The organism is Saccharopolyspora gloriosae (assembly GCF_022828475.1).
Taxonomy (GTDB): Bacteria; Actinomycetota; Actinomycetes; order Mycobacteriales; family Pseudonocardiaceae; genus Saccharopolyspora_C; species Saccharopolyspora_C gloriosae_A.
In genome coordinates, this window is sequence record NZ_CP059557.1 from 6494914 (window position 1) to 6512721 (window position 17808).

The following is a 17808-nucleotide window of genomic DNA, read 5'->3' on the forward strand; positions in this document are numbered from 1 at the left end:
CCGCTGTCCACCGGCTTCGCCGAAACGAACCCGGCCGCGCCCATCAGTGGCCGCTGAAGTAGTCCCGAGTGGACGTCACGTGCATGCACACCAGGGTCGCCACCAGGCTCAGCGCCTGCACGACCTCCAGCGAGGTCAGCAGCTGACCGTGCGAGCGGGTGCCCACCAGCGACAGCAACGTCGACACCGCCCACACGAACGCGACGATCGTGAGCGCCGCCCGCGCCCAGTTCCGGCCGCGCCCCATGAACAGCACCAGCAGTCCCCACACCGCCGCCAGCAGCACGTACAGGGCGATCAGGCCGGTGGTCACGCCGTAGTACACGCCACTGATGTCACCGTCGTTCGGCAGGAACGAGTCGGCCTGCCCCAGCGCTTGCAGGATCAGGTCGTCGGTGGTGATCAGCCGGGTGCCGAGCATCACGAACGCGATCACCACATCGGCCACCCCGAGCGCGCAGGCGATGGTCACCGCGCGGGGACGGCCCGCCGTGGACCGCTCGACCCACACCTGCCCGGCGGAGCCGGCGAACGCGATCGGTCGCGGCGACGGCGGCGGCCCGGTCGTCGGTTCGGCGGCCGGAGCGCTCGGCGCCCGCGGAACATCGGTGAGCCTGCCGCCGGAGACCGCCGCGTCCGGCAGCCGATATTCGGCGCCGTCGGCGGGGCGGGAGCCGAGCAGCTCCCCCGCCGAATCGGGTTGCGGCGATCGGGCTTCCGGATCCTGCGAGGCTGTCACACCATCGAGGTTAGATCACGTGAAGCGACCGACGCCGCCACGAACTCCGGCCGGCCACGACCCGGTCAGCGGGCGAAGGGATCGCCGCCGGGCGCCACGTAGGGCTGCGGTGGCCGGGGCCGCTTGAACTCCCGGAAGAACCGGTTCGACTCCGGCAGGAACATCAGCACCAACGCCGCCACCTCGACCGCCGTCACCAGCGCGCCGAACACCAGATCCGAGGGATCGACGCGCACCTGGGTCAGCCGCATCAGCTCCGCCTGCCCCAGCTGGGACATCAGCAGCAGCGTGCCCAGCGTGCCGAACGCTCCGAAGCCGCCGAACACGGTCAGCACGACCCGAGCCCAGTTCTTGCCCTGCGTCATGCGCGTGGTCAACGAGATGTACAGCGCCAGCAGCGCCAACAGGTACAGCAGGTTGAACATGATCAACCCGTTGATCTCGTCGTCGAGCTGCGTCTGCGACAGGTCCGGCAGCGCCGCCCGCAGATCGGTCGACAGCTGCTTCCGGTCGCTGAGCTGCACGTAGGCCCGTACCAGGCCGAGCAGCGCGGCGGCGATCCACAACCACCGCGCCACGTTCAGCAGCCGCGGCAGGGCGGGCCGATCCGCCGCCGGGCCGGAGTCGGATCCACCGACGCGGTCGGGATTCTGCGGCGCCGTCACTTGATCCCCAAGCTCTCCCGGTACCACTGGGCGGCCTCGGTCGCCCAGTAGGTGAGCACGATGTCCGCGCCCGCCCGGCGGATCGACGTCAACGACTCCTGCACGGTGCGGCGCCGGTCCAGCCAGCCGCGCGCCACCGCGGCCTCGATCATCGAGTACTCGCCGGACACCTGGTAGGCGGCCACCGGCACGTCGGACAGGCCGGCCACGTCCCGCAGCACGTCCAGGTAGGACATCGCGGGCTTCACCATCACCATGTCCGCGCCCTCGGCCAGGTCCAGGTCCGCCTCCCGCAGGCCTTCCCGGCCGTTGCCCGGATCCTGCTGGTAGGTGTTGCGGTCGCCGGACAGCTGCGAGTCGACGGCCTCCCGGAACGGCCCGTAGAACGCGGAGGCGAACTTCGCGGAGTAGGCGAGGATCGAGGTGTCCTCGAAACCGGTCACGTCCAGCGATTCCCGGATCACGCCGACCTGGCCGTCCATCATCCCGCTGGGCGAGATCACGTGGGCGCCCGCGTCGGCCTGCGCCACCGCCATCTCGCCGTAGATCTGCAGGGTGCGGTCGTTGTCCACGACGCCGTTCTCGTCGAGCACGCCGCAGTGGCCGTGATCGGTGAACTCGTCCAGGCAGGTGTCGGCCATCAGCACCGTCGCGTCCCCGACCTCGGCGGCCAGGTCGCGCAGGCCCGCGTTGAGGATGCCGTCGGGATCGACCGCGCCCGAACCCGTCGCGTCGTGCTCGGCGGGCACGCCGAACAGCATCAGCCCGCCCACACCGGCGGCGACCGCTTCGGACGCGGCGCGGCGCAGCGAGTCACGGGTGTGGTGGAAGACGCCCGGCATGGAGCTGATCTCGACCGGCTCGGCCAAGCCCTCCCGCACGAACATCGGCAGCACCAGGTGCCGGGGCTCCAGGCTCGTTTCGGAGACCAGCCTGCGCACGGCGGCGGTGCGGCGCAGCCTGCGCGGGCGGTGCGACGGGTACATCGGCGAGCTCCCTCGCGGCGATGAGCGGCGACCGCGGGCGGCCACCCGCTCGGATTGATCTGCGTTCGGACACCCGAGGATGTCCGTTTCCTCCCCCCTGGTGAGCCTGCCAGGGCGGAGAACGAGAGCGGCCCGGACCCCGTTGCGAACGAGATCCGGGCCACTGCGGCTCAGCTGCGGCGTGCCCGCTTCGCCTTCTTCGGCGGCGGCAGCGCACCCTCGGCGCGGAGCCGGGCGGCGTGCTCGGCCAGCGCGTCCACCAGCGCGGGGACCTGCGCCAGTTCCGGCTGCACGTCCACTCGCAGGCCGAACTCCTTGGCGGTCTCGGCCGTGTTCGGGCCGATGCAGGCCACCAGGGTCCGCGCGTGCGGCTTGCCCGCGATGCCGACCAGGTTTCGCACGGTCGACGAGGAGGTGAAGCACACCGCGTCGAACCCACCGGTCTTGATCATCTCGCGGGTCTCGGCCGGCGGCGGCGCGGCCCGCACCGTGCGGTAGGCCGTGACGTCGTCGATCTCCCAGCCGCGTTCCCGCAGGCCCGCGGCCAGCGTTTCGGTGGCGATGTCCGCCCGCGGCAGCAGCACCCGGTCCACCGGGTCCAGGATGTCGTCGTGCGGCGGGAAGTCCTGCAGCAGTCCCTCGCTGGACTGGTCGCCCGAGGGCAGCAGCTCCGGCGTGATGCCGAACGAGCGCACCTTCTCCGCGGTGGACTCGCCCACGCAGGCGATCTTCACACCGGAGAACGCGCGGGCGTCCAGCCCGAACTCGCGGAACTTCTCCCACACGGCGCGCACCGCGTTGGTCGAGGTGAACACGACCCACTGGTAGCGGCCGTCGACGAGACCCTTCACCGCGCGCTCCATCTGCGCGGGGCTGCGGGGCGGCTCCACCGAGATCGTCGGCACCTCGTGCGAGACGGCGCCGTGCGACCAGAGCCGCTCGCTCATCGAACCGGCCTGCTCCTTGGTGCGCGGCACCAGGATCTTCCAGCCGTACAGCGCGCGGGACTCCCACCAGGACAGCCCGGACCGCTCGGCGGTGACCGAACCGATCGTCACCACCAGCTGCCCCTGCAACTCGCCCGCGTCGGCGGGCAGCGAGGCCAGCGTGGTGTCGATCGTGCGCTGCGAGACCGTGGTTCCCGACGAGGTCACGGCGACCGGCGTCTGCGCGGCCACGCCGTGCTCCATCAGCGCCGAAGCGGCCTCCGCGAGGTGGCTGCCGGTCGTGTGCAGCACCAGCGAACCCGGTGCGGTGGCCAGCGCCGCCCAGTTCACCTCGCCGCGCACGTCGACCTCGGTGTGACCGGCGCCGAGCGCGACACCCGCGTAGGCGGGCACCGCGCTGCCCGGCGAGACACCGGGCACCACGTCGAACGCCGCACCGGTCTGGGCGACCTCGCGGACCTCCCGGACCACGGCGTCCACGGTCAGCGGGTCACCGGCGACCAGGCGGACCACCGAACGGCCGGTACCGGCCTCGTCCGCCAAGTTCTGCGCGACCTCCGCGGGTTCCCCCACGGCGGGCCGCACCTCGGCACCGTCGGCGGCCAGCGCGACCACGTCGGCGGGCACATCAGGATCGGTCACCACCAGCGAAGCTGCGGTGAGCAAGTATCTCGCCCGAACGGTGAGCAGTCCCGCATCACCGGGGCCGGAGCCCACGAATGCGATCCGTCCTGGGCTCTTGCGTGTCATCAGGGCACTCCCCATCAACTACTACCGGGACCGCTGAGCAAAGCGTCCCTGGCATCGAGCAGCTCGGCGGCCAAGGCCAGGCCCAACTGCTCTGCGGCGGTCGTCTCACCAGTGGCGGAGGCGCGCACCAAACGATTCTCGTCGGTCGCCATGACCCCGCGAACGGACAGCCGCTGTGCCACGCTGCCGTCCTCGTCGAGGTCCTCCACCACCTCGGCCAGCGCGCCGATCGGCGCACTGCAGCCTGCCTCCAGCGCAGCCAACATGGCGCGCTCGGCGGCCACCGCGGCGCGGCTGGCCTGATCATCCAGAACGGACTGGAGCAGGTGCTCGTTGTCCACGTCGTCGACGCGGCATTCCACAGCCAGCGCACCCTGAGCGGGCGCGGGCAGCATCTGGAGTGGATCGAGCGATTCCGTGATCACCGCGAGCCGGCCGACTCTGGCCAGCCCGGCGCGTGCGAGCACGACGGCGTCCAACTCACCGTCGGTCACCTTGCGCAGGCGGGTGTCCACGTTGCCGCGAATGCCACGCACCTCCAGACCGAGGCCGAGGGCCTCCAACTGGCTGGCGCGGCGCGGCGAACCGGTTCCCACGAGGGATCCCGGAGGCAGTTCACCGAGCGTCAGACCGTCCCGCGCCACCAGCGCGTCCCGCGGGTCCTCCCGGACCGGGATCGCGGCCAGCGAGAGCCGGGGGTCTTGTTCGGTCGGCAGATCTTTGTAGGAGTGCACCGCGACGTCCACCTCGCCGTCGGCGAGGGCCTCGCGCAGCGCGGAGGTGAAGACACCGATGCCGATCTCGGCGATCGGGGCCATCGAACGGTCACCCGGCGTCGACACCTCGACGAGCTGGGTCGGGTAGCCCGCGGCCTCGAGCTGCTCGGCGACCATGCCGCTCTGGGCCATCGCGAGCGCGCTACCGCGGGTGCCGATGCGCAGCGTCTTGTTCACCGGTCCTCACCATCCTGTTCAGCCGGCTCCTGGCCGGACGAGTCGCGCAGCAGCGCCTGCGCGGAACGCGCGCCGGTCACCGGAACGTCCTCCGCCGAGCGGGGCGTGCCGATCGCGGCGGGCGCCTGCGGGTCCAATTCGAAGAGTTCCCGCAGCGCCTCGGCGTAACCGGAGCCGCCGGGAACGGATGCCAATTCCTTCACCTTCACGGTCGGCGCGTGCAGCAACTTGTCCACCACGCGGCGCACCGTGCGGGTGAGCTCGTCGCGCACCGGGCCGTCCAGTTCGGGCAGCCGGGAGTCCAGTCGCAGGAGCTCGGCGTCGACGACCTCGGCGGCGCGCTTGCGCAGCGCCGTGACCGTCGGCGTGACCTCGGCGGACCGCTGGGAGGCCAGGTATCCGCGCAGTTCGTCGGCGACGATCGACGCGGCGCGTTCGGATTCGCTTCCGCCGCGCTGCGCGGTCAGCCGCGCCTGCAACGTCTCCAGGTCCACCACGGCCACGCCGGGCAGCTCGGCCACCTCGGGCGCAGTGTCCCGCGGCAGGCCGAGGTCGCAGAACAGCAGCGGCTGCCCGGTGGCGGGCCGGTCCCGCAGCGCCTCGGCGACGACGTCCTGGGTGACGACCGCTCCGACCGCGCCGGTGCAGGTCACGACCAGATCGGCGGCGGCGATCGCAGAGCTGAGCCCGGACAGTTCGACGGTGCTCGACTCGATGCCCTCGGCGCGCAACGACTCGGCGAGCCGGGCTCCGTTGGCGGCGGTGCGGTTCGCGATCGCGACGGAACCGATCCCGGCCCGGCGCAGCTGCGCGGCGGCTAAACCGCCCATGGAACCCGCACCGACCAGCAGCGCCCGCCGACCGGCCACGCCGCCCAGCACGGCCTCGGCGTCGGACAGGGCCTCCGAGACCACGGAGGCTCCGGCGGCGTCGATCTCGGTCTCGGCGTGCACCCGCTTGCCGACGCGCAGCGCCTGCTGCGCCAGCTCGTGCAGCGTGCGACCCACGGTTCCGGCCTGGTCGGCGACGCCGTAGGCCTGCCGCAGCTGGCCGAGGATCTGCGCCTCGCCCACGACCATCGAGTCGAGTCCGGCCGCGACGGAGAACAGGTGCTCGACGGCGGCACCGGCGTAGTGCACGTAGAAGTGGTCGGCGAGTTCGGAGACCTCGGCACCGGCCTGCCTGGCCAGCACCTCCGTCACGTCGCCCAGCCCGCCGTGGAAGGTCTCGGCGACCGCGTACACCTCGACGCGATTACAGGTGGAGACGAGGAAGGCCTCGCTGATGTGCGTCCGGCCGAGCAGCTCGCCGAGGATCTTGTCGACGTCGTCGGCGCCGATCGCGACCCTCTCCAGCACCCGTACCGGGGCGCTCCGATGGGAGAGCCCGACGGTGAGCAGGTTCACGGCCGAACCACCATCCCGTCCACATCACCGCGCTCCAGCGCGGAATCCGAGTTCCCGTTGCCGTTCACCTGGCCGCCCGGCGGACCGACGTCCGCGGTGTCGCCGGCCATGCCGGGCACCACGGCCGCCTCTTGATTCCGCCGAGCGACGTGGAACGACAAGATCTGCATCTCGACCGCCAAGTCCACCTTGCGGACCTCGACGTGTTCGGGGACCCGCAGCACGACCGGGGCGAAGTTCAGGATGCACACGACCCCGCCTTCGACGAGGCGGTCGCAGACTTCCTGCGCCCCTTCGACGGGGGTGGCGATGACGCCGATGGTCACTTCCCGCTCGCGGCAGACTTCGACGATGTCGTCGACCGCGCTGACCGGGATGCCGCCGACCGGCACGTCCAGCAGATCCGGGTCCAGGTCGAACAGCGCGGCCACCGGGAAACCGCGGTTCAGGAAACCGCCGTAGTTGGCGAGCGCGTGCCCCAGGTTACCGATGCCGACGACGGCGACGCGGTGCTTCTTGGTGAGCCCCAGCGTCCGCTCGATCTGCCCGATCAGCACCGCGACCTCGTAACCCACGCCGCGCGTGCCGTACGAGCCGATGTAAGACAGGTCCTTGCGCAACTTCGCGGAGTTCACTCCGGCGAAGGCGGCGAGTTCCTCGCTGGACACCGTTCGGGTGTCACCCTCCTCCAGGCCGGACAGCACTCGCAGGTACACCGCCAGGCGGGCGACGGCCGCCTCCGGAATTGCCCGCGCCCGCTCGCGTGCGGCGGGGACCGCGATCGATTCGGGTGACCCGGACGGGACGTCCGCCGGCTGCCCGGCCTCGTCCCGCTCGCCCTCTCCGTGGGCCGTCACTGGCTCTCCCTTGACCTGCCTTGGTGATGCTCGTCCGCCGCGCTCGCTCATCGAGCGGCGCACCGGCGTGGAACCAGGGTGCGAACCGCTGACTTCGATGACACGGCTCAGAGACCACCGTAGCCATTTGTGAAGACAGGCACAAAGTCCGTGCACGCCCGCTCCAGCGACCGCGCGACCACCCGCCACCATGATGTCCGATGCGCCCCGCTCCAACCAAAACGGCTGGTCAGCGCGTTGCCTTCGGTGAGCAACGGCGTCGGCCGGAGAGGTCCGCGCAGGTCTCGGCGGTCCTGCGAGCAGCAGGTCGGTGCGAAACGACACACCGGTACAACGACACCGCCCGACCGGATGCCACGGACGCCGCTCGCTCCCGCCCGGACGGAGGAATCAGGCGCCGCCGGGACGGTCAGCGAGCCAGGGCCGCGCGAAGCCGATCGGGTTCGACCTTCCAGTAACCGTGCTCGACGCCGTCCACCAAGATCACCGGCACTCGGTCGCCGTACTCCGCGCGCTGCTCCGGGTCGGCGTCCACGTCCTCGGTCGACCAAGGCACGTCCAGCTCACCGCACACCTCGCGCACCTCGGCGAGAGCCACCTCGCACAGGTGGCACTGCTCCCGCACCAACAACGTGACCGCGCGCCCCGATTCCGACACTGCCGACCTCCTCGAACCGACCTCGCTCCAACGTACCGACCCGGCGAGGCGCCCGGACCCCCGTCCCTCAGCCTGCGTGCCTGCGGTTTTGTGCTCGTCACCCCGTGCGTAGCGTTCGGCGGGCGATCTTGCCGGTGGGCGAGTGGGGGATCTGGCCGGCGAACGCGACCTCGCGGGGCACTTTGAACTTCGCCAGCCGGGCGGCGCAGTGCGCGCGGACCGCCTCGGGAGTCAGCTCGGCGTCCGGCTCGGCCACGACGACGGCCTTGATCGCCTCGCCCTGCGCCTCGTCCGGCACGCCGACCACGGCCGACTCGCGCACCCCGGCGAGCTCGGCCAGCACCAGCTCGACCTCCCGGGGGAACACGTTGAACCCGTTCACGATGATCAGGTCAGTGGCCCGGTCCACCAGGTGCAGATCGCCGTCGGCGTCGAAGTAGCCGACGTCCCCGGTGCGGAACCAGCCCTCGGCGTCCGGCCCGTGCGCCGCGTCCGGCCAGTAGCCGCGGAACAGGTTCGCGCCGCGCACCGCGACCCGGCCGGTGTCGCCGTCGGCCTCGTCGATCGGCGAGCCGTCGGCGTCGACCAGCCGCAGCTGCACTCCGGGCAGCGCGCGGCCCACCGACCCCGGTTTGGCCCGCTCCCCGGCGAGCGTGGTCGTCAGCACCGGGCCGGTCTCGGTGAGCCCGTAACCCTCGAACACGTCCAGGCCCGTCGCCGAGCGCACCGCCGCCGCCACGTCGGCGCCCAGCGGGGCCGCCCCGGAGGTCAGCAGCCGCACGGTGGCCATGCCCTCGCGCAGCCGATCCGGCGGCGTGCGCAACCACGCGCGGTACATCGGCGGCACTCCCACGACGCAGGTCACCCGGTGTCGCGCGATCGTCGTCAACGCCTCCTCGGCGTCGAATCGCGGCAGCAGCACGGCGGTGGCTCCGACGAACGCGACCTGCAACATGCCCGGCCCGAGACCGAACGCGTGGTACATCGGCAACGCCAGCAGCACCCGATCCGCGGCGTTGACCGGCATCGGCCGCAGGCCCGCGCATTGGCGCACGTTCGCCAGCAGCGCGGAGTGCTCCAGCATCGCGCCGCGCGCAGGCCCCGAGGTGCCGGAGGTGTAGCAGAGCACGGCGAGGTCGGCGGAGACTCGCGGCAGCGCGCGGTCGGCCCGGTCGGCGCCGGTCGGCGGATCCAGCTCGGTGACGCCGGACTCCGCGCGCTGCGATTCGCGACCGCTGATCAGCAACCGGGCGCCGCTGTCGCCGAGGACGCGGCGCAGTTCCGGCCCCGGCGCGGAGGGCGGCAAGGGGACGGCGACGGCGCCGATCCGGAACACGGCGAACAGCGCGACGCAGAACTCGAAACCGGTGGGCAGCGCGAGCGCCACCCGGTCGCCGGGACGCACGCCCTCGTCGCGCAACCGCCATCCGTAGCCGGTGACGGCGGCGTCCAGCTCGGACCAGCTCATCTCCTGCCCGGCCATGTCGATCAGCGCGGGATGGTCCGGCCCGCGTTCGGCGGCGCCCCGCACGAGATCGGCCAGGTTCGCATCGGGGGTCGCGGCACCGGACGCGCCGGTGACCTGGGGCGGGCACGCATCGGTCGACATGGGCGTACCTCCATCGCCGTACCTGCGGGAGCCGTCCTAATCGTCCTCGCAGTGTCGCAAAGGGTGTTCGACATCACCCAACCGTGCTGTGGGCCGTCAAGGCAACCGCGATGAATCCGAGACCCCCAGACACTACCTACTTATGAGTAACAACACGTATGCTCCGGCGACGCAGTCCGGAACATCCCGTTGCACCAGACCAGCACGCCCCCGGTGATCCGCAGGCCACAGACGCCACAACCGGGTCACCACCACGGCAGGAGGTCGGTCGAGACAATGCTCACCAGCACGTTGCCCGCCCCGGTCCACTCGGCCGCCCACCGGCACGCGCACCTCCCCGGCCGCCCGCCCGCGGCCGCCCCGCAGCCACTCCGGCAGCCCGAACCCGCCGAGGCACGGCCGGAACCCGAGTCATCGACGGAGGAACCGGCGCCCGGCGCGAACTGGCGGCACGTCAGCGCCGCGCAGAACGGCGACAACGACGCCTTCGGCAAGCTCTACGACGAGTACGCGCACGTCGTCTACCGCTACGTGCTGTTCCGGGTCAGCGACCACTGCCTCGCCGAGGACATCACCAGCGAGACCTTCCTGCGCGCCCTGCGCCGCATCGCGACCGTCAGCTACCAGGGCCGCGACGTCGCCGCCTGGTTCATCACGATCGCCAAGAACCTCGTTCTCGACCACGTGAAATCCAGCCGCACCCGGCTCGAAGTGCCCATCCCCGAACTCACCGACGCCCAGCACCGGCCGCAGGCCCAATGCGGCCCGGAACAGCACGTGCTCGACGCCGCGACCCAGCAGGAACTGCTGCGCTGCATCCGACAGCTCAACGCTGACCAGCGCGAATGCATCAAGCTCCGCTTCATGCAAGGCCTGTCGGTGACCGAGACCGCGCAGCGCATGCACCGCGGCGAAGGCGCCATCAAAGCGCTCCAGCACCGCGCGGTGCGGCGGCTCGCCCAGCTGCTGCCGGACGATCTTCGATGAACCTCGGCGATCACGATCACGTTCCGTCCCGGCCGATCGGCGTGGACCGCGCCAACGAGCCGAGAGGGAGCCTCTAAGCTGGAGGCCTGCTGAACCGGGTCGCCGCCAGTGGAAACGGCCCGCTCAGCGGCCCTGGAACTCCCAGGACCGACCGAGTAAGGACTCATCCAGCCGGAGCAAGACCGGGAGGCGCGGCGGTGCCGACAAGCAGGGGCCGGCCCGGCCCAGCCGAAGGCCCAGGCCACGACGGCCCAGAGCACCACGTCCCTGAACACGGCGCGCACCGTGGCCGCGGCGACACGGAACACGAACTCGACGAGACACCTGCCGGAGATGCCCTGAACAGCGGTCTGCACCAGGTGCGCGGCCCATCCGCGCTGGACCCGGCGGAAGGTTCGTTCGACAGCGCGAAGGTCGCGGGCCGGGCTTCCGCCGAAGCCGCCGTCGCCGGGGCCGAGCCGGGCGGCTCGCTCACCGCGCCGCCGGACCTGACCGCGGCGGCGTTCTTCGACGTGGACAACACGATGATGATGGGCGCCTCGCTGTTCCACTTCGCCCGCGGCATGGCGGCCCGCAAGTTCTTCACCGCCTCCGACCTCGCCGGATTCGCCTGGCAGCAGTTGAAATTCCGCGTCGGCGGACGGGAGAACGCCGACGACGTGCAGGCCAGCCGGGAACAAGCGCTGTCGTTCGTCGCAGGCCGCAAAGTCGCCGAACTAGTTGAACTCAGCGAAGAGATCTACGACGAGCTGATGTCCGATCGCATCTGGGCCGGCACCCGCGCGCTCGCGCAGATGCACCTCGACGCCGGGCAGCGGGTGTGGCTGGTGACCGCGACCCCCGTGGAACTGGCGCAGATCATCGCCCGGCGGCTGGGCCTGACCGGAGCGTTGGGCACCGTCGCCGGACACCTCGACGGCGTCTACACCGGCAGGCTCGTCGGCGAAATGCTGCACGGCCGCGCGAAAGCGCACGCCGTGCGCGCGCTGGCCGCCAGCGAAGGGCTCGACCTGCGCCGGTGCACCGCCTACTCCGACTCGGCGAACGACGTGCCGATGCTGTCGGCGGTGGGAACGGCGGTGGCCGTCAACCCCGACCAGCGGTTGCGCGACATCGCCCGGTCGCGCGGGTGGGAGATCCGCGACTTCCGGACCGGGCGCAAAGCGGCCCGCATCGGCGCGCAATCCATGCTCGGCGCGAGCGCGGTCGCCGGAGCCATCGCAGCGGGGCTCGCCTACCGCCGCCGGGACCGTTCTTGATTTTTCTTGGCTCGTTTTGCTTGGGTGGTCGGGTGGCGGAACCTCAGTGAGCCTCTCGCTGCGGGATCTTTTTCCCTAGTGGCTCCGCCACGAGGGAAAAAGCTGTCCTCGCGAGAGACTCACTGAGAACCCGCCGGTGGTCGTTTTTTCGACGTGGGCTATGTGCTTCGCACATACAGGCACGGCCTTCGGCCGCAAGGCACGGCTTCGCCGCAAGGCACGGCCTTCGGCCGCAAGGCAGGCGGGGCTTCGCCCGCCCTTCGCGGGCTTCGCCGCCGAAAGCGGGGGTGCGCCGCTGTGGATCTCGGTCACGTCGGGTGGGGTCTTGCGGGGCTAGCCGAGGAAGACGTTGTGGCGGTTGGCCAAGAGGCGGTAGAGGGTCTGCTGGATGATCTCTCGGACCTGGTCGCTGAGGCTGAAGACGACCATCGGGTCGTCCGCGGCGCCTTCGTCGAACGCGGCCGTTTCGATCGGTTCGCCGAACTCGATGTACCACTTGGACGGCAGCGGGACCATGCCCAGCGGGCCGAAGTGTGGGAACAGCGGAGTCACCGGGAAGTACGGGACACCCAGCAGCCGGGCCAGCGGGCGGATGTCCGCGAGCTTCGGGTAGATCTCCTCGGCGCCGACGATGGAGCACGGCACGATCGGCGCCCCGGTGCGCATCGCGGCCGAGACGAAACCGCCGCGCCCGAACCGCTGCAGCTTGTACCGGTCGCGGTAGGGCTTGCCGATGCCCTTGAAGCCCTCCGGCCACACGCCCACCAGCTCACCGGCCCGCAGCAGCCGTTCCGCGTCCGGATTGCAGGCGAGGGTGTGCCCGGCTTTGCGGGCGATGGAGCTGACCATCGGCAACCGGAACACCAGGTCCGCACCGAGCATCCGCAGATGCCTGCCCGGGTCGTGGTGATCGCGCAGCGCCACCGTGGTCATCAGCGCGTCCAGGGGCAGCGTCCCGGAATGGTTCGCGACCACCAGCGCCCCGGACTCGGGCACGTTCTCCAGCCCGATGGTCTCCACCCGGAACCACTTCTCGTACAGCGGCCGCAGCGGCGGCACCACGAGGTGATCGGTGAGGTCCTCGTCGAAGCCGAACTCGTCGACCTTGTAGTCACCGAGCAGCCTGCGGCGAGCGAAGGCCAGCGCATCGGCCACGGTGTCCTCCCAGCCACCGGCGCCGTCCTCGGGCGCGGGGACGGCATCGGGCAGCGGAGCCGGGCCGCGCCGCGCGCCACCGGTCCGCTGATCCGCCGGGTGCAGCGGGATCACTCGGGCGTCCGCCATCTGGCCTCCTGATTACCGCAGTCGGGCGAGCAGGTCACCGACGCCGCGTTCCCACGCCGTGACGCGGTCAGGGTCGATCACCGGGTGCAGGTCGCGTCCGCGCACGAAGTCGTCGAACGCCTGCTGCGTGGTCCAGCGCGGGGTGAACCCGAAGCTCTCGCGCAGCTTCGTGGTGTCCACGACCCGGCCGAAGTTCAGGAACCGCATCTGTTCCGGGGAGAAGTCGACGAGCCGCGCGCCGCGGAAGAACCGGCTCATCGCCGGCACCCCGAGCCGCGGCACCGGGACCGCCATCCGACCGGCTCGCCGGATCGCCTGGGAGAGCATCAGCACCCCGTCGCCGCCCGCGTTGTACACGCCGGGCAGGGCTCGGGTCGTCGCCTTCTCCAGCACGGCCAGCGCGTCCTCGGAGTGCAGCAGCTGCATCCGGGCGTCGTAGCCGAGCACGGTCGGCACCAGCGGCAACGCGAAGTACCGGGTGAGGTCGGCGTCGATGCGCGGACCGATGAGGTGGGTGAAGCGCAGCGTGGTGATGTCCACGTCCGGTCGCCGCCTGCCGAACCCGCGCACGTAGCCCTCGATCTCCCCGGCGTCCTTGGCGTAGCCGGAGGACGGCAGGTCCTTCGGCTCCATGTCCTCGGAGAACACGGCGGGGTCGCGGGGGCTCGCACCGTAGACGGCCGTCGTCGACTTGATCACCATGCGGCGCAGCTGCGGAGCCTTCTGGCAGGCCGCCAGCAGCTGCATGGTGCCGATGACGTTGAGCTCCTTCATCGCCGCCCGCCCCTCGGGGCCGGACTGCGAGTTGACGGCCGCGTGCACCACGGTGTCCACGTCGGCGCCGGCGATCACTTTGGAGATCAACGGATTGCGGATGTCGGCGCGAACGAACTCGGTGCGTCCCATCCGGCGGCGCAGATCGGGTCGCGGCGGCGCGGTGTCCACGCCCAGCACGCGTTCGATCTCGGGGTTCGCGGCGAGCCGCGCCGCGAGGTGCCCGCCCAGGAAACTGCTGACGCCCGTCACGAGCACGACGTTCGGCACCATGGTTCTCCCGAGTGTCCGGCCGGAGGATGATCGCTTTCAGCTGCGCGAAGGCGACAGCGAAACACGAGCTCTCTTCACGATGCTACTCAGCCCAGGCGACGCCCCCGGTTACGCGCGAGGAAACGCGGGCTGGTCCTCGTGCACCCCACCAGGGGACCGCCGTCCGGGCAACCGGAACCGGCCCCGACCACCTGGAAAGGGATACGAAAGCAACCGCCGCCGACCCGAGTGGTCGGCGGCGGCGAAGGCGCGAGACCCGAAACTCTGGTCTCGCACCGCGGGGGCGGAGCCGGAGTCCGGCAGTCCCTTACTTGCCCAACTTACGACGCTGGACGCGGGTCCTGCGCAGAAGCTTGCGGTGCTTCTTCTTGGACATGCGCTTGCGGCGCTTCTTGATGACCGAGCCCATGCGGAATCCTTCGCTGTCGGCGTTGGTACGAATGTCATTTCGTGCCGGTGCGGCCCCGTGGCGCACCGCCGGTGAGCGCACCGGCATCAAGCACGACCGATCCCGCAGCCTACCCGCCCACCGGTGACGCCCTGACGACGTGGTCCGTCACGGCGGCCCGAAGCCCCCGGACGGGCTGATGCCGCGTCCGGAGGCGGACGACGATTTTCCCGCGATGAAGCCAGAACGCGGCCCTTCAGCCCGCGTTGTAGTAGGCGTTCTCCAAGTAGCTGTGCACGTCGTTCTCCGCCACGCGGAACGAACGTCCCACCCGTGCGGCTGGGAGATCACCGGCGTGCACGAGCCGGTAGACGGTCATCTTCGACACCCGCATCAACCTGGCCACTTCGGCCACGGTGAGGAACTGCACCTGCCCGACCTGCGGGGGTGCTTGCTGGGTGGGTTCCGAGTTCGCAGACATGCTTCACCGAGTCCTTAGACACGTGACGCGCCGTCGGCTTCCCCTCCGACGGACTCCACACGCACGTGCTCTGTCGAGAGTAGCGGGACGCCTGGGAATCCTGCGATGCACGAACGTCCCGGTTTCAGGAGTTTCCGCCCGTCAGGACCCCTACACCACATCTCGAAACCGCCCGATGAAGCCAACCTCGGCCACCCGGTCCGGAGTCAGTCGTGGGCGCTGCCGAGCTCGACGGAACGGTCCCTGGCGGCCTCGATCGCGTCGATGAGGGCGGCTCGCACGCCGTGCTTCTCCAATTCCCGGATGCCGGCGATGGTGGTGCCCGCGGGCGAGGTCACGGCCTCGCGCAGCATCACCGGGTGCCCCTCCGAACCGTCGCGCAGCATGGTCGCCGCGCCCACGGCGGACTGCACGATCAAATCCGCCGCGGTGGCTCGCGGGATGCCCAGCAGAATGCCGGCGTCGATCATGGCCTCGACCAGGTAGAAGAAGTAGGCGGGGCCGGAACCGGACAGCGCGGTCACCGCGTCCTGCTGCTTCTCGGGGACCCGGACGACCTGGCCGACGCTGCTGAGCATCTCCTCCACCAGCGCCAGGTGCTTCTCGTCGGCGCGCGAACCGGCCGAGATGGCGCTCATCGCCTCACCGACGACCATCGGCGTGTTCGGCATCACCCGCACCACCGGCGTGCCCGCGGCGAGACGGCGCTCGTAGAGCTTCGTCGGCAGTCCCGCGCACAGCGACACCACCAGCGTCGCCGACTCCAGCAGCGGCGCCACCTCGTCCAGCAGCGGCTCGATGTCCTGCGGCTTGACCGCCACGACCAGCACGTCCGCGCGGCGTACCGCGGCACTGATCTCGACGTGCTCGATGCCGTACTTCGCGGTGAGTTCGGCGGCCCGCTCCGGATGGCGCTCGGTGAACAGCAGATCGGCCGGGTTCCGCCCGGCGTGCAGGAGCCCCGACAGCAGGGACTCGCCGATCTTTCCTGCGCCCAGCACGGCAATGGTGTTCATGCGAATCAGGGTGCCAGAACGTCCCCTCAGGACCCTCCCCAGGCGTCACCTGCGCGGTTAGTGTGTCCGCAGCCACGACACCGCCGTTGATGGAGCGCCTGCGCGCGCGGATTTGGAGGACCGATCCCGATGCTGAGCACGATGCACGACGGCCCGCTGTCGATCGCCAGGATCTTGGAACACGGCAGCACCGCCCACGGCGCTTCGGAAGTGGCGACGTGGACCGGGGAGCAGGCCCGCCGCCGCAGCTACGCCGAAGTCGGCCGCCGCGCGGCTCAGCTCGCGCACGCGCTCCGCGAACTCGGCGTCACCGGGGACCAGCGGGTCGCCACGTTCATGTGGAACAACGCCGAGCACCTGGAGATCTACCAGGCGGCCCCGTCGATGGGCGCGGTGCTGCACACGCTGAACATCCGGCTGTTCCCGGAGCAGATCACCTACATCGCCGACCACGCCGAGGACCACGTGGTGGTCGTGGACGCGAGCCTGATCCCGCTGTTCCAGAAGATCCTCCCGACGCTGAGCACCGTGCGGCACGTGGTCGTCAACGGCGACCCGGCGTCGCTGCAAGCGCCCGAGGGCGTTCAGGTGCACGAGTACGAGCAGCTGCTGCGCGGCCGCCCGGAGACGTTCGACTGGCCCGAACTGGACGAACACAGCGCCGCGGCCATGTGCTACACCTCCGGCACCACCGGCAACCCGAAGGGCGTCGTCTACTCGCACCGCTCGATCTGGCTGCATTCCATGCAGGTGTGCATGTCGGACGGGATGGCGCTGGCGCAGGCCGACCGCGGGCTGGCCGTGGTGCCGATGTTCCACGCGATGTCCTGGGGCTTGCCGTACGCGGCGCTGATGAGCGGCGCCTCGCTGATCATGCCGGATCGGTTCCTGCAGCCGGAACCGCTGGCCCGGATGATCGGCACGCTGCACCCGACGATGGCCGCGGCCGTGCCGACGATCTGGCAGGGCCTGCTGCAGCACCTCGACCAGAACCCGCAGGACATCTCCTCGCTGCGGGAGGTCGTGGTGGGCGGCTCGGCGTGCCCGCCGTCGCTGATGCGGACCTTCCAGGAGCGCTACGGCATCCCCGTGCTGCACGCGTGGGGCATGACCGAGACCTCACCGCTGGGCAGCGTCGCCCGGCCGCCCGGCTCGGCGACCGGCGAACAGCAGTGGCCGTACCGGGAGTCGCAGGGCCGGTTGTCCTCGGCCGTGCAGGCACGGCTGATCGACGACACGGGCAACGAACTGCCGTGGGACGGCAAGAGCGTCGGCGAGCTGGAGGTGCGCGGCCCCTGGGTCGCGTCCTCGTACTACAACAACGACGACCCCGACAAGTTCCGCGACGGCTGGCTGCGCACCGAGGACGTCGGCACGCTCTCGGCGGACGGCTTCCTGCGGCTCACCGACCGCGCCAAGGACGTGATCAAGTCCGGTGGCGAGTGGATCTCCACGGTGGAACTGGAGAACCACCTGGTGTCGCACCCCGCCGTGGCCGAGGCGATGGTCGTGGGCGTGCCGGACCCGAAGTGGGACGAGCGACCGCTCGCCGCCGTGGTGCTGCACGAAGGAGCGCAGGTGGACGTGGCGGAGCTGCGCGCGTTCCTGACCGACCGGGTCGCGAAGTGGCAGCTGCCGGAGCACTGGACGTTCATCGACGAGGCGCCGAAGACGAGCGTCGGCAAGTACGACAAAAAGCGCCTCCGCAAACAGCACGCCGACGGCGAGCTCGCACTGCGGCACGTGGAGTGACCTCGGCTCGTTCGCCTGAGGTGG

General features: G+C 70.9%; 17 protein-coding genes. 3 read left to right on the forward strand and 14 right to left on the reverse strand.

Annotated elements, in window-relative coordinates; genetic code table 11:
- Positions 1-43: 43 nt before the first annotated feature.
- The 9 genes from H2Q94_RS28630 to H2Q94_RS28670 all read right to left on the reverse strand — a co-directional run bounded on the left by H2Q94_RS28630 (position 44) and on the right by H2Q94_RS28670 (position 9570).
- Positions 44-739, reverse strand: coding sequence for a hypothetical protein (locus H2Q94_RS28630; RefSeq protein ID WP_243790238.1), 696 nt, complete (start codon positions 737-739; stop codon positions 44-46).
- Positions 740-804: 65 nt separating this feature from the next.
- A complete protein-coding gene (locus tag H2Q94_RS28635) occupies positions 805-1404 on the reverse strand; it encodes a hypothetical protein (RefSeq protein ID WP_243790239.1) in 600 nt (199 codons plus the stop codon).
- Positions 1401-2390, reverse strand: a complete 990-nt coding sequence (hemB, locus tag H2Q94_RS28640) for a porphobilinogen synthase (protein ID WP_243790240.1) — start codon at positions 2388-2390, stop codon at positions 1401-1403. The genes H2Q94_RS28635 and hemB overlap by 4 nt, the downstream gene beginning before the upstream one ends.
- A 170-nt stretch (positions 2391-2560) precedes the next feature.
- Entirely contained in the window at positions 2561-4087 is a 1527-nt protein-coding gene (locus H2Q94_RS28645; RefSeq protein WP_243790241.1) for a bifunctional uroporphyrinogen-III C-methyltransferase/uroporphyrinogen-III synthase, read from the reverse strand.
- A 14-nt stretch (positions 4088-4101) separates the two neighbouring features.
- Positions 4102-5040, reverse strand: coding sequence for a hydroxymethylbilane synthase (hemC, locus tag H2Q94_RS28650; RefSeq protein WP_243790242.1), 939 nt, complete (start codon positions 5038-5040; stop codon positions 4102-4104).
- Positions 5037-6446, reverse strand: a complete 1410-nt coding sequence (locus H2Q94_RS28655) for a glutamyl-tRNA reductase (protein WP_243790243.1) — start codon at positions 6444-6446, stop codon at positions 5037-5039. The genes hemC and H2Q94_RS28655 overlap by 4 nt, the downstream gene beginning before the upstream one ends.
- Complete coding sequence (locus H2Q94_RS28660; protein WP_397545390.1) at positions 6443-7303, reverse strand: redox-sensing transcriptional repressor Rex; 861 nt, start codon at positions 7301-7303, stop codon at positions 6443-6445. Before H2Q94_RS28660 ends, H2Q94_RS28655 begins: the two co-directional genes overlap by 4 nt.
- Positions 7304-7712: 409 nt before the next feature.
- Complete coding sequence (locus tag H2Q94_RS28665; protein ID WP_243790244.1) at positions 7713-7961, reverse strand: glutaredoxin family protein; 249 nt, start codon at positions 7959-7961, stop codon at positions 7713-7715.
- Between the two features lie 97 nt (positions 7962-8058).
- On the reverse strand, positions 8059-9570 hold the full coding sequence (locus tag H2Q94_RS28670) for a class I adenylate-forming enzyme family protein (protein ID WP_243790245.1): 1512 nt from the start codon (positions 9568-9570) through the stop codon (positions 8059-8061).
- Positions 9571-9846: 276 nt separating this feature from the next.
- Here H2Q94_RS28670 and H2Q94_RS28675 point away from each other — a divergent pair, with 276 nt between their 5' ends.
- Together H2Q94_RS28675 and H2Q94_RS28680 are read left to right on the forward strand one after the other, a co-directional pair.
- Positions 9847-10557, forward strand: a complete 711-nt coding sequence (locus H2Q94_RS28675) for a sigma-70 family RNA polymerase sigma factor (RefSeq protein WP_243790246.1) — start codon at positions 9847-9849, stop codon at positions 10555-10557.
- A gap of 359 nt (positions 10558-10916) precedes the next feature.
- Positions 10917-11816, forward strand: a complete 900-nt coding sequence (locus H2Q94_RS28680) for an HAD family hydrolase (RefSeq protein ID WP_243795970.1) — start codon at positions 10917-10919, stop codon at positions 11814-11816.
- 333 nt (positions 11817-12149) lie between these two features.
- Here H2Q94_RS28680 and H2Q94_RS28685 read toward each other — a convergent pair whose 3' ends face one another.
- From H2Q94_RS28685 to proC, 5 genes are all read right to left on the reverse strand, one after another.
- Positions 12150-13100, reverse strand: coding sequence for a lysophospholipid acyltransferase family protein (locus H2Q94_RS28685; protein WP_243790247.1), 951 nt, complete (start codon positions 13098-13100; stop codon positions 12150-12152).
- Between the two features lie 12 nt (positions 13101-13112).
- Entirely contained in the window at positions 13113-14147 is a 1035-nt protein-coding gene (locus H2Q94_RS28690) for an NAD-dependent epimerase/dehydratase family protein (protein WP_243790248.1), read from the reverse strand.
- A 307-nt stretch (positions 14148-14454) separates the two neighbouring features.
- On the reverse strand, positions 14455-14556 hold the full coding sequence (locus H2Q94_RS28695; RefSeq protein WP_003402602.1) for a 30S ribosomal protein bS22: 102 nt from the start codon (positions 14554-14556) through the stop codon (positions 14455-14457).
- Between the two features lie 235 nt (positions 14557-14791).
- Complete coding sequence (locus tag H2Q94_RS28700) at positions 14792-15016, reverse strand: helix-turn-helix domain-containing protein (RefSeq protein ID WP_243790249.1); 225 nt, start codon at positions 15014-15016, stop codon at positions 14792-14794.
- A gap of 206 nt (positions 15017-15222) precedes the next feature.
- Complete coding sequence (gene proC / locus H2Q94_RS28705) at positions 15223-16032, reverse strand: pyrroline-5-carboxylate reductase (protein ID WP_243790250.1); 810 nt, start codon at positions 16030-16032, stop codon at positions 15223-15225.
- Positions 16033-16161: 129 nt separating this feature from the next.
- Here proC and H2Q94_RS28710 point away from each other — a divergent pair, with 129 nt between their 5' ends.
- Positions 16162-17784 (forward strand): long-chain fatty acid--CoA ligase, encoded by a 1623-nt coding sequence (locus H2Q94_RS28710; RefSeq protein WP_243790251.1) that lies wholly within the window; start codon positions 16162-16164, stop codon positions 17782-17784.
- The last annotated feature ends 24 nt before the right edge of the window (positions 17785-17808 follow it).

Excerpts from the sequence above, each read along its gene's own strand:
- H2Q94_RS28700 (WP_243790249.1), bottom strand. The coding sequence starts at position 15,016 with ATGTCTGCGAACTCGGAACCCACCCAGCAAGCACCCCCGCAGGTCGGG.
- H2Q94_RS28675 (WP_243790246.1), top strand. The coding sequence starts at position 9,847 with ATGCTCACCAGCACGTTGCCCGCCCCGGTCCACTCGGCCGCCCACCGG.
- H2Q94_RS28710 (WP_243790251.1), top strand. The coding sequence starts at position 16,162 with ATGCTGAGCACGATGCACGACGGCCCGCTGTCGATCGCCAGGATCTTG.
- H2Q94_RS28645 (WP_243790241.1), bottom strand. The coding sequence starts at position 4,087 with ATGACACGCAAGAGCCCAGGACGGATCGCATTCGTGGGCTCCGGCCCC.
- proC (WP_243790250.1), bottom strand. The coding sequence starts at position 16,032 with ATGAACACCATTGCCGTGCTGGGCGCAGGAAAGATCGGCGAGTCCCTG.
- hemB (WP_243790240.1), bottom strand. The coding sequence starts at position 2,390 with ATGTACCCGTCGCACCGCCCGCGCAGGCTGCGCCGCACCGCCGCCGTG.
- H2Q94_RS28695 (WP_003402602.1), bottom strand. The coding sequence starts at position 14,556 with ATGGGCTCGGTCATCAAGAAGCGCCGCAAGCGCATGTCCAAGAAGAAG.
- H2Q94_RS28690 (WP_243790248.1), bottom strand. The coding sequence starts at position 14,147 with ATGGTGCCGAACGTCGTGCTCGTGACGGGCGTCAGCAGTTTCCTGGGC.
- H2Q94_RS28685 (WP_243790247.1), bottom strand. The coding sequence starts at position 13,100 with ATGGCGGACGCCCGAGTGATCCCGCTGCACCCGGCGGATCAGCGGACC.
- H2Q94_RS28670 (WP_243790245.1), bottom strand. The coding sequence starts at position 9,570 with ATGTCGACCGATGCGTGCCCGCCCCAGGTCACCGGCGCGTCCGGTGCC.